The organism is Streptomyces niphimycinicus (assembly GCF_018883605.1).
GTDB lineage: Bacteria > Actinomycetota > Actinomycetes > Streptomycetales > Streptomycetaceae > Streptomyces > Streptomyces niphimycinicus.
Genome location: NZ_JAHLEM010000018.1, coordinates 1 through 11,124 on the forward strand (window position 1 = coordinate 1; position 11,124 = coordinate 11,124).

Genomic DNA, 11,124 nt, shown 5'->3' on the forward strand with positions numbered 1-11,124 from the left:
CGTGGCGTTCTTGCTTGGCGCGGCGTTCTTGTTCGCCGTGGTCTTCCTGCCCGGCGCGGCGCTCTTCCTCGCCGCGGTCTTCCGGGCTTCCGCGTCGGCGGCCGTCGGCCGCGAGGGCGTGGGATTATCCGACACGCGACTCCGCCTCCTCGGTGGTGGCCCGGTGGGCGCCTACGTGCGCTGTCTTCTCCCAGTCGTGGCGGCCGAGCATCTCGCGCCGCATGGCCCGCAGCGCGGCGTACGCGAGGACCATCTGGAAGGGGAACCAGGCGATGGCCATGCGCAGGACGGCCTTCGGCGAGGCTTCGAGGCCATGGGCGCTGGTGAACTCGTAGAGACCGACCGCCTGGACCAGAAAGTGCGCGGCCAGCAGCAGGACGGGCAGATAGGAGACAAGCGCGATCAGGACCGGCACCTTCAGGATCAGAATCATGCCGAGCGAGATCGGCAGATAGAGGCCGAGCAGCGCCTGTCCGCGCGGGAACGCCAGGACATAGACGGCGAGCCAGCGCTGTTTGCGCGTCGGCATCTTCTTCCAGGTGCCCTTCTTCAGGGTCTGCATAAAGCCCTGGCTCCAGCGGGTGCGCTGCCGGATGAAGTGGCCGAGGGTCGGCGGGGTTTCCTCCTTGGTCACATACCGGTCGTCGTAGACGACGCGCACCCGCTCGCCCATGGCGGATATCCGCAGGCCCATATCGGCGTCCTCGGTGAGGTTGCGGTCGTCCCAGCCGCCGAGCCGCAGCAGCAGCTCACGGGCGAAGAAGACGGTGTTGCCGCCGAGCGGGATCGAGCCGTAGTGGGCGTGGTAGTGCAGCCGGCTCTTGAACCAGAAGAAGTACTCCAGGACATTCAGCGTCGAGTACCAGTTGGACTCGTAGTTCATCAACTGCACACCGGCCTGGACCACCTTGACCTTCTCCTGGACCATCACGGTGTTCACCATGCTGAAGATCTCCGGGTGGATGTCGTCCTCCGCGTCGAAGATCGTCACTACCTTGTTGGCGGTGTGCGGAAGGGCCGTGTTGAGGCCGTGCGGCTTGTTGATCGGCTTGTCGTCGAACACCACGACCCGCACATTGCGCAGCCCTTTCCGCTTCAGCTCGTCGATCTTCTCCTCGGCCTTTTTGATCGTGCCGTCGTCGTCCTGTGAGCAGATCACGAAGACCTCCAGCAGCTCGGCCGGATAGTTGGCCCCCACCACGCGCTCGATGGTGCTCTGGATGACGTCTTCCTCATGCCGGGCGGGCAGCAGGACACTGAAGGAGATCTGGGGCGGCAGGAATTCATCCGGCGCCCTGGCCCTCCGTTCGGCATCCGCCCGGTCCCAGGTGTAGAGCATGAGGTAGAGGACGTGGGCCGACTGCACGGTGAGCAGAATCGAGACCACGATCAGCACCAGGTAGATGATGGCGACAATCATCGGCTCCGCCTCCCCCAGACCCAGCCGGTACTCGACGCGAAGTTGACCGCGAAGGCCGCCGCGATGCCGAGGCAATTCGCCAGCAGCAGATGCGTGCCGCCGCGCACCATTGACCAGACGATGAGCACATTGACCCCGAGTCCGCCCAGGACCGAGACATTGAACTTGATGAATCGCCGCAGGGACGGAGTGCCGGCCGCGAAGGTCCACCGGTCGTTCAGCAGATAGTTGTGGACCACGGCGAGTTCCACCGCTATCGCCGACGCCGCCAGAAGCGGAAGTCCGACCCAGTGATAGAGAACGAAGAGGACCACCGTGTTCACGAGCACACCGCCCCCGCCGACGACCGCGAACCGAAGGGCCAGCCCGGGCATACCGGCCATCGGGTTCCGGACCGGGAGGACTCGCGAGAGTATTCCGGTCCGCTTACGGGCCTTGCCGGCGGAGGTATCCGCCTCTTCGTCCGGCTCTCCGGTGCGCTCGCTGAACGTTCGGAAACGCTGCATCGCGACTCCCTCTACAGGAGGCTCTTATCGCCGTTGACCCAAGAGTGCGTCACCCGAAAAGGAGGTAGTACCCGCGACCGGGGGAGCGGTTGGTACACCTTCGGCGGACCCCGCCGCTCCCCCGTATTGGGGAGAGCGGGGTGCGGGGTATCCCGAGCGGTCCCCCAAAGAAGGGACGGGTCGCTCACCCTCTCGCGGGTGTCAGTACCTGCGGGGGATGCCCAAGATGAAATGGGCCCGACGGCCTTGCGTCCCGTGCGAAGAGAGTAGGTGACGTAATGTCAGGTCACGTGATGTCACGCCATCCATTCGCCGGCCGGGCCGGAGCGGTCATCGCAGCGATGACACTCGCACTGGCCACGCCGGCTGCGGCAAGTGATTCCCATTCCGGTGGGCTGCACGATTCCGAATGGGCGCTGACCGCGCTCAAAGCGGAACGCGCCTGGAAAATCAGCAAAGGTGCCGGAGTGACCGTGGCGGTCATCGGCACCGGGGTCGACGCAACACATCCGGATCTGCGCGGGCGCGTGGTCCGCGGAAAGGATTTCGCGGGCGGCACCGGCGGCTTCGGCACCCGGGACGGCGGCAAGGCGGCCGAGCAGTCCACCCATGCCGCCGGAATCATCGCCGGCACCGGCCGCAATTACCGCGGCGACGGGGTGTACGGCCTCGCGCCCCAGGCCAAGGTGATGCCGCTCGACGTCTACCGCGATGGAAAGGCCCTCGCCGATCCCACCGCCAAGGCCATACGCCACGCGGTCGGCCAGGGCGCCCGCGTCATCGATCTGGCCGTCTCCTTCAAGCGTCCGACCCCCGCACTGCGGTCCGCGGTGAAGTACGCCATCGCCAAGGACGCCGTGATCGTGGCCGGCGCGGGCGACAACGGCAAGGAAGGCAACAAGCCCACCTACCCGGCCGCCCTCCCCGGGGTGGTCGCCGTGGTGGCCACCGACAAGAAGGGCGCCGTCTGGACCTCCTCCCACCACGGTGGGAAGACCCTCCTGGCCGCCCCCGGCGTCTCCATCCTCACCACCTCGGGCAACAACGACTACTGGACCGGCGACGGCACCGGCTTCGCGGCGCCCTGGGTCGCGGCGGGCGCCGCGCTGCTGCGCTCGGAGCACCCCCGCTGGAACGCCAACCAGGTGGTCCAGAAGCTGATCGACACCGCCGACCGCAAGGGCTCCGCGGGCCATGACCCGCGCTATGGATACGGGGTGATCGCCCCGGCCAAGGCGCTGGCGGACCGGGCCGCGCCACCGGCCTCGGCCGAGCTGTCCGCCCCCCGCCGCCATGCGGCCGCCACTCCGGCCGCCTCCGCCGCCAAAACCGACGGAGATGAATCCGCCCTGGTCACGATAGGCGTGGTGGCCGGAGTCCTGGTGGTGCTCGCGGTCCTGGCGGTGGTGCTCATCAGCCGGCGCAAGCCCCCGCCCGACAACTCCCACAACGGCTGAGGCCGGGCTGGAGTCGCCATGATCACGAAACTGTGCGGACGCGTCCGCCGCCCCCGTCCGCCGGCCGGCGGACCCAGGCCCGGGTGGGCGGGGCGGGGCATCGCCCAACTGATCGTGATGGTGCTGGTGGTCGAGGTGGTGATGGCGGCGACCACCGTGCAGGCCCTGTTCGCGGGCCCGGTGCGGCACCCGAACGGCAAGCCGTCGCTCCCCGTCGCCAAGCCGTTCTTCCCGGCGACGACCCGCTTCTACACCGACCCCCACAACCCGGCCGCCACCTGGGTACGGGACCATCCGCACGACCGGCGGGCGGCGGCCATCGGCAAGCGGATCGCCGACGAGCCCCAGGCCGCCTGGCTCACCGAGACCAATGAGTCCCTGGTCGAGGAGCGGACCCGCTCCCTGGTCCGCACCGCCGCCGCCCAGCGACGGCTGCCGGTGCTGGTCCCGTACACCATCCCGCAGCGCGACTGCCAGCAGCTCAGCTCCGGCGGCGCCGGGGACACCGCCGCCTACGGGCGGTGGATCGAGGCCCTCACCCGGGGGATAGGGGGTGAGCGCGCCATCGTCATCCTGGAGCCGGACGCGCTCGCCCATATGAGCTGTCTCAAGCGGCGGCAGCAGAAGGAGCGGTTCGCGGCGCTGTCGCACGCGGCGCGGGCGCTCCAGCGGGGGGCGCCACGGGCCCGGGTCTACTACGACGCCGGGAACTCCGGCTGGCAGCCCGCGCGCACCATGGCCGATCGGCTGCGGCGCGCCGGTATCGATCGGTACGGGGACGGGATAGCGGTCAATGTCTCCAACTTCAACGCCACCGCCGACGAGGTGCGCTACGGACTCTCCGTGATCAGGGAGCTGCGCCGGCCCCGGCTGGGGGTCGTGGTGGACACCAGCCGCAATGGGGCGGGGCCCACGCGGAAGCACAGCTTCTGCGATCCGCCGGGCCGCAAGCTGGGCAGGCCGCCCACCGCCGCCACGGGCATCCCCGGCATCGACGCCTTCCTGTGGGTCAAGCAGCCGGGGCAGGCGGACGGCTGTGCCGCCGGTGCGGGCATGTTCCTGCCCGGGTACGCGTACCGGCTGACGCGCTGAAGCCCCTGCCCCGCTGCTCCCTCTGTCCTCCCTGCCCCTCTGACCTCCTCCAAGGCGCCGGTCACCCCGTGACCGGCGCCTTTCGCATGCCCTGAGCGCCCCGCACCGCCCCCCATATCGGACAGAACCCCCATAAAACGACCGAATTCGCCTACCTCAATTGAGGTAGGCGGAATTCGGTCGTTTGGTGTGCCCGGAATTCCTGCAATTGAGGTACGCAGATTTCAGTCAGCCGTACGGCGATTCGGGTCACGGTCACTGCCTAATGTCGGTGAGCGAAAGGACAAGCCACGAAGGAGCTCCCATCGATGCACAGAGTTCTCGTCGTGGAGCACCACCCACTGGTGTTGAGTGCTCTCGCCGATCTCGTTGTCGAGGAGCCCGGACTGGAGCTATCCGGAATTGCAGGGTCGGCCCGAGAAGCAATTTCTCTGGCCAACCACATGCAGCCGGATGTGGTGCTGATCGACGTGGATAAGCCTGGCCGGCAAGCGCAGCGGCTGGTCCGCCTGATCGGCGAACTCCTACCGTCCGCGCGGATTGTCCGGCTGACCGCAGTCTCCGACCCGCAGATGGAATGTCTGGAATCTCCGACGAACAACCCCAGCATCCTCAAGACCGCAGTACCCGAATTCCTCAGGAGCATCACCGAATGAATTCCCCCATGGACCAGAACAACGCCCCGACCACCGAGACCAAGCGCACGCCGCGCTCGCAGCGTCTCCGCTTCGGTATCGCCGCGGCCGTCGTCGCTGCTGCTGCCGTGGGTGGCACTGTCACCGCCTTCGCGGTGAACAACACCGATGGCCAGTCCGCCGCCACCACCACCTCCGCCGCCGGGGCCAAGGCCACCGGTGCGGGCGCCGAGGGTCCGCTGTCCACCAAGAAGGGCGACATCGTCGACTCCCACGGCAAGAAGGTCGTCCTGACCGGTGTGAACTGGTTCGGTTTCGAGACCGGTACCTACGCGCCGCACGGCCTGTGGACCCGTAACTGGGAGTCCATGCTGGACCAGATGGCCAAGCAGGGCTTCAACACCATGCGCCTGCCGTACTCGAACGAGATGTTCAAGTCGTCCGCCAAGCCCAACGGCATCGACTGGCACAAGAACCCCGATCTGAAGGGCCTCACCCCCCAGCAGATCATGGACAAGATCGTGAAGGGTGCCACCGACCGAGGCATCCGCGTGATCCTGGACCAGCACCGTCCTGACCAGTACGGCCAGAGTGAGCTGTGGTACTCGCAGAGCCTGAGCGAGAAGCAGTGGATGGACGACTGGGTCAAGCTGGCCAAGCGCTACAAGAACAACGACCGGGTGATCGGCGCCGACCTGCACAATGAGCCGCGTGGCCAGGCCACGTGGGGCGACGGCAACCCGAAGACCGACTGGCAGCTCGCCGCCACCAAGGCCGGTAACGCCATTCACAAGGTCAACAAGAACTGGCTGATCTTCGTCGAGGGTACGGACCGCCACAAGAACGAGCAGTTCTGGTGGGGCGGTGACCTCCAGGGTGTGAAGAAGCACCCGGTGAAGCTCGATGAGCCGAACAAGGTCGTCTACTCGGCCCACGACTACGGTCCGGGCGTCTACAACCAGAACTGGTTCATGGCGAAGGACTTCCCGAAGAACATGCCGGCCATCTGGGAGAAGCACTGGGCGTACATCAAGAAGCAGAACATCGCCCCGCTGCTGCTCGGTGAGTTCGGTGGTAAGAAGACCGCCGGTAAGAGCTCCGAGGCCGTGTGGCAGAACGCCCTGATGGACTACCTCAAGAAGCACCAGATCAGCTACACCTACTGGACCTGGAACCCGGACTCGGGCGACACCGGCGGTGTGCTGAAGAACGACTGGAAGACCATCGACCAGAACAAGATGAAGATGCTGGCCAAGTACCAGACGCCTCTCCTGGAGGCGAAGAAGGGGAAGTAATCGTCGGAGTGACCCCTTCGGTACACCGCCGATGACCACCTGGAGGTCATGGGCAGTGGGCAGCAGCGAGGGCCCGCAGGCAGCCGCCTGCGGGCCCTCGCCTTTTTCCCCGGCCGGAAGGGAAGCGGGTTTTCCCCGGCCGGAAGGGAAGCGGGTTTTTCCCGGCCGGAAGGGAAGCGGGGCGGACCCCCGGCGGGTTTCCCTCCCGGGCCGCGGACCGCGCCCGCGGACCGGCCCCCCACCCCCAGGGAGGCCGATGATGAAGCCCCATCCGGCGACCGGCCGGCTCTTCTTCCCCCTGATCGCGCTCGTCGTGATCGTGGCCGATCAGCTCAGCAAGGCGATGGCGCTGGCCGCCTGGAGCGACACCGTGGGGCCACAGGCCCGGTTCGGGCCGTTCTGCGCGCTGCTGGTGCGCAACACCGGCGTGGCCTTCGGCCTCGGCCACAGCAGGCCCGCGCTGATCGTCGTGATCACGCTCGCGGGCGCGGTGGCCACGCTGGGCGCGGCCGGTGCGGGGCTGCGGGTCCGCGGCCGGGGCGCGGCGCTTGGCCTGGGGCTGATCGCCGGGGGAGCGATGGGCAACGGCGCCGACCGGATGATCCGCTCGCCGGGCCCGCTGCGCGGCGCCGTCATCGACTGGATCACGCTGGACGCCCGCGGGCCGGTGTTCAACCTCGCCGATGTGGCCCTGGTCACCGGGACCCTGCTCACCGTGGCCCTGCTGCTGCGCAGAACCTCGCGCGAACGGGCCGTCGCGCTGCCCGGCGGGGGCATGGGGCCCGACCCGATCGTCAGCCTCCGGCCTTGTGCACCGCGCCCTGATCCGCGTCCCGATCCGACCCCGGCACCCTCCCTGGGACCGTCTCCGGCTCCGGCTCCGCCTCCGTCGGCACCGCCCCGGGCACCGTCTCCGTCCCCGGGACCGGCTCGGTCGGCGCCGCCTGTGCCCCCGGCTCCCGGCTCTCCCGCTCGGCGAGGGACTCCGCGAAGTCCCTGAGCCGGTCCAGCACCGCCTCGTCGGTCACCGCGCGGGCGGCCAGCGCCTCGCTGATGCGCTGGTAGACGGCGAGCTCCCGGGCGCAGCGGTGGCACTCGGCCACATGGGCCCGCACCCGGGCCGCGGCCGGCGCCTCCAGCTCCCCGTCCAGATACGACTGGAGCAGCGGCGCGCCCAGGGGACACCGCGCGCTCCGGAGATCTCCGGTGGTCTGCCTGGTTCGGGTGGTGCGTGTGGTCCGCCACCATGTCCATCTGCTCATGCGCCACCTCGCTCCGATTCCACTCCCGCGGCCAGCAACTGGTTCCGGATCCGCTTGCGCGCCCGGTGCAGCCTGCTCATCACCGTCCCCTTGGGGACGTCCAGCACCTGTGCGGCCTCCGCGTACGACAGCCCGTCCACATGCACCAGCCGCACCACCTGCTGGTCCCGCAGCGGAAGCGCCGTGAACGCGGCGTCCACGGCCTCGTCGAACGTCGTGTCGACCACCAGTTCCTCCGGTGTCGCGTCCCGGGCCGGGACCAGCCGCTCCAGTTCCGTATCCGGATCGTCGAGCAGCCGGGGCCGGCGCTGGCGGCGCCGGCTGACCTCCGCATGGCGCATGATCGTCAGCAGCCAGGCCCGTGGATGTCTCCCGTCAAAACGGCCGACTGCCCGGTACGCCCGTAGTAACGTGTCCTGCACGAGATCCTCGGCGTCGGCACGCTGGGTGGTCAGTGACATGGCCACGCGCAACAGCACCTCGACCTCGGGCAGCACATACTGAGCGAACATGCGCTGCTGATGGGCGTCCGGGTCAGCCACGGGGGTGCCTCCTCGGATCCGGACCCCCCGGGACGCGAAGCACGACATATCACACTCTGTGTAACATCTCGCTCACCGCGCCGCACGGGATGATCGGCGATCCGAGTGGCAGATCGGACGTAGAGGTGGCTCAGAGGCAGCGGTAGCTCAGACGTTCAGTCAGACGTTCAGGGAGACCAGGCGCTTTCCCTCGGCCGTACGGACCTCGAAGCGTTCGATGTCGGCACGCTTCATGCCCGCGCCGCCATGCGCCCACAGCGGATTTCTCGCCTCCGCCTTGGGACTGTCCTCGATCCCGTATCCCCACTCGGGCACGGACCAGGTCATCATCGTCTGCTCGTGGCCGTCCTTGGAGATCGCGATCAGGCTGCAATCCAGCGGACCCTTGAGGTTCTTCAGCCGCAGGACCGCGTCGGTGCCCCACATCTTGTCCTCCAGCGCGACCGCCGCGTTCACCTTGGTGTCCGGGTCGGTGCCCTGCACCTTGTCGGGCATCCCGGAGAAGAGGGCGCTCTCGCTGGGCGCGGCGCTCACGGAGCTGTCCGAGCCGCCGGAGGTGACCGCGATGGTGCCGACCGGACCGCCGACGATCAGCACGGCCGCCGCCGCGACCAGGTACAGTCCGCGCCGCCGCCGCTTGGCGCGGAAGGTGGCGACCTCGCCGACCATGCGCTGGAGCAGCGCCGGGCCGGGGCGTGCGGTGAGGGTCTCGATGGCGTTGGGAGTGGCGCTGAAGGCATGCGGTGTGTGGCCCGTGAGCTGGGTCCGTCCGGGGCTGCCGTGGATCCCGGGGATGTCGGCCGCCAGATCGGCCAGCAGGGGTTCCAGTCCGGTCAGCTCGTCGAGCTGCCGTCCGCACTGGTCGCAGCCGGCCAGATGCTCCTCGAAATAGCCGGCCTCCGCCTCGTCGAGCACGCCGAGCACATACGCGCCAACGGCGTCATGTCCCGAGTGGTGCGTCTGCGCTGTCATGCCGTTACTCCTCTCTCCTCGAGCGCGAGCTTCATCGAGCGCAGCGCGTAGAAGACCCGGGACCGTACCGTCCCGCTGGGTATGCCGAGGGTCTGGGCCGCCTCGCCCACGGTCCGGCCCTTGAAGTAGGTCTCGACCAGCACCTCGCGATGGGCGTCGCTGAGGTCCTGCATCGCGTCGGTCAGGGTCATGAGCCGCAGTGCACGGTCGATCTCGTCCTCCGCGGGCATGAGTTCCAACGGGGAGGGGTCGACCTCCTGCGGCCGGGCCTGCCGGCTGCGGTGTCCGTCGATCACGATCCGGCGGGCGACCGTGACCAGCCAGGGCCGGATGGAGCCGGTGGCCCGGGAGAGCTGGTCGGCGTTCCGCCAGGCGCGCACCAGGGTTTCCTGGACGACGTCCTCGGCGCGGTGCCGGTCGCCCGCGACCAGCCGCAGGACGAACGCGAGCAACGGCCCGGCGTGCTCCTGGTAGAGCGCGCGCATGAGGTGCTCGTCCGGCGTACCCCGCCGGGATCTTGACGGACGCTCATCGGCCACGGCGGCGTCGTCGTGCACCTGAACCTCCAGGACCTGACCTGAGTTGGACATCTACGGACGCTCCCGGTCTGAGCCCCGGGGGGGATCGGCGGCCATGTCGGCCTCTTCCCCCTTCACTACGCATGGGGGGAGGCAGCCGCTCAACGCGTCGCGAAGAAATTCCGATCAGGTGTCAGGGCCAGAGGGTGTCAGGGCCAGGGGATGTCAGGGCGCGGGCGGGTCGGTCAGGAGACCATCGCGTCCAGCAGCAGGGGCTGCACCTTGCCGTCGAGCATCGCGCCGAGCCCCTCGACCGCGCAGACGTCGGGGTGGTCGGCGATGTTCAGCGGCATACCGGTGGCCTCCCGCAGCATCGTGTCGAACCCGGGCAGCACCGCGCTCCCGCCGGCCAGCATGATGCCGCGGTCGGCGAGGTCGGCCACCAGGTCGGGCGGGCAGCGGCGCAGCACCGTGCCGATGGCGTCCAGCACTCCGGTGAGCGGGGTGCGGATGGCGCTCCGTACGCTCCCGACGTCGATCCGTACGGTCCGGGCGAGCCCGGTGGCCACGTCCCGGCCGTGCACCTCGGTGCTCGGCGCGGCGCCGTCCTCGCTGTTCTTGAGCAGCAGTTGCAGCGGGCGGACGGCCTGGCTGGGCAGCATCAGCGCATGCTCGTTGCGCAGATACTGGACGACCGCGTGGTCCACGGTCTCCCCGCCCACCGGCACCCGCTCGGCGGCCACGATCGAGCCCAGCGACAGGACCGCGACCTGGGTGGTGGCCGCGCCGCACACCACGATCATCGTCGCCTCGGGCCGTTCCACCGGCAGACCGCAGCCCACGGCGGCGGCGATCAGGGTGTCCACCAGCTCGACCCGCTTGGCGCCGATCCCGGTGAGCGTCTCCACGGCGGCGCGCTGGGCCAGCGGGTCGGCGTCGTGCTGCACGCAGACGGCGGCGCTCACCAGCGGGCGGCGCCGCCAGGCGCGCCGCAGCTTGTTGCCCAGCAGCAGCCGCAGCATCCGCTGGGCCATGTCGATGTCGACGACGGTGCCGCCCGAGACCGGTCGTACGACGCGGATGTGCTCGGGCGTCCGCCCGGTCATCCGCTCGGCCAGCGTGCCGACCGCGATCAGCCCGCCGGTGTGGGTGTTCACGGCGGCGACGGTCGGCTCGTCGACGATGAGCCCGGTACGCCTGAGGTAGACACGCGTTCTGGCCGCGCCGAGGTCGACGGCGATGGAGCAGCGGCGCAGTGCCTCGAGGCTGATGGTCATGGCAGGTCTCCCCTGTGGGCGGCGTGGCGGGCCGCCGCCCGGCGGCCCTCCGCTCTCATCGTGTGGGGACGATCAGGGCCGCTGCCTGCGGGGCTGAGCCGGTCGGGGGAGCGATTGCCCCCCGGGCCCGGTGCGGTGGGCCTTCGCG

At 69.2% G+C, this 11,124-nt stretch carries 11 protein-coding genes and 1 pseudogene; 5 read left to right on the top strand and 7 right to left on the bottom strand.

Annotated features, from left to right (window positions below):
- Window positions 1-124: 124 nt before the first annotated feature.
- Both KN815_RS02560 and KN815_RS02565 read right to left on the bottom strand, forming a co-directional pair.
- Window positions 125-1,420 (bottom strand): glycosyltransferase, encoded by a 1,296-nt coding sequence (locus tag KN815_RS02560; RefSeq protein ID WP_216339735.1) that lies wholly within the window; start codon window positions 1,418-1,420, stop codon window positions 125-127.
- Window positions 1,417-1,926, bottom strand: a complete 510-nt coding sequence (locus KN815_RS02565) for a GtrA family protein (RefSeq protein ID WP_216339737.1) — start codon at window positions 1,924-1,926, stop codon at window positions 1,417-1,419. The genes KN815_RS02560 and KN815_RS02565 overlap by 4 nt, the downstream gene beginning before the upstream one ends.
- A 467-nt stretch (window positions 1,927-2,393) precedes the next feature.
- Here KN815_RS02565 and KN815_RS02570 point away from each other — a divergent pair, with 467 nt between their 5' ends.
- The 5 genes from KN815_RS02570 to KN815_RS02590 all read left to right on the top strand — a co-directional run bounded on the left by KN815_RS02570 (window position 2,394) and on the right by KN815_RS02590 (window position 7,405).
- Window positions 2,394-3,383, top strand: coding sequence for a S8 family serine peptidase (locus KN815_RS02570; RefSeq protein WP_253208704.1), 990 nt, complete (start codon window positions 2,394-2,396; stop codon window positions 3,381-3,383).
- An 18-nt stretch (window positions 3,384-3,401) separates the two neighbouring features.
- Window positions 3,402-4,475: a glycoside hydrolase family 6 protein gene (locus tag KN815_RS02575; RefSeq protein ID WP_216339741.1), complete on the top strand. Its 1,074-nt coding sequence runs from the start codon at window positions 3,402-3,404 to the stop codon at window positions 4,473-4,475.
- A gap of 308 nt (window positions 4,476-4,783) precedes the next feature.
- Entirely contained in the window at window positions 4,784-5,131 is a 348-nt protein-coding gene (locus KN815_RS02580) for a response regulator (protein ID WP_216339743.1), read from the top strand.
- Window positions 5,128-6,405: a glycoside hydrolase family 5 protein gene (locus KN815_RS02585; RefSeq protein ID WP_216339744.1), complete on the top strand. Its 1,278-nt coding sequence runs from the start codon at window positions 5,128-5,130 to the stop codon at window positions 6,403-6,405. The genes KN815_RS02580 and KN815_RS02585 overlap by 4 nt, the downstream gene beginning before the upstream one ends.
- 256 nt (window positions 6,406-6,661) lie before the next feature.
- Window positions 6,662-7,405 carry a signal peptidase II gene (locus KN815_RS02590; protein ID WP_216339746.1) on the top strand — a complete coding sequence of 248 codons (744 nt, stop codon included), beginning with the start codon at window positions 6,662-6,664 and terminating at the stop codon, window positions 7,403-7,405.
- 91 nt (window positions 7,406-7,496) lie between these two features.
- Here KN815_RS02590 and KN815_RS52020 read toward each other — a convergent pair.
- From KN815_RS52020 to KN815_RS02610, 5 genes and pseudogenes are all read right to left on the bottom strand, one after another.
- A pseudogene (locus KN815_RS52020) lies at window positions 7,497-7,667 on the bottom strand (zf-HC2 domain-containing protein); the annotation flags it as partial.
- On the bottom strand, window positions 7,664-8,209 hold the full coding sequence (locus KN815_RS02595; protein WP_037955421.1) for an RNA polymerase sigma factor: 546 nt from the start codon (window positions 8,207-8,209) through the stop codon (window positions 7,664-7,666). The gene KN815_RS02595 and the pseudogene KN815_RS52020, both read right to left, overlap by 4 nt.
- 159 nt (window positions 8,210-8,368) lie before the next feature.
- Entirely contained in the window at window positions 8,369-9,181 is an 813-nt protein-coding gene (locus KN815_RS02600; protein ID WP_216339748.1) for an anti-sigma factor, read from the bottom strand.
- Window positions 9,178-9,771 (bottom strand): sigma-70 family RNA polymerase sigma factor, encoded by a 594-nt coding sequence (locus tag KN815_RS02605; RefSeq protein WP_216339750.1) that lies wholly within the window; start codon window positions 9,769-9,771, stop codon window positions 9,178-9,180. The genes KN815_RS02600 and KN815_RS02605 overlap by 4 nt, the downstream gene beginning before the upstream one ends.
- A 173-nt stretch (window positions 9,772-9,944) precedes the next feature.
- A complete protein-coding gene (locus KN815_RS02610) occupies window positions 9,945-10,976 on the bottom strand; it encodes a rod shape-determining protein (RefSeq protein ID WP_216339752.1) in 1,032 nt (343 codons plus the stop codon).
- Window positions 10,977-11,124: the final 148 nt, after the last annotated feature.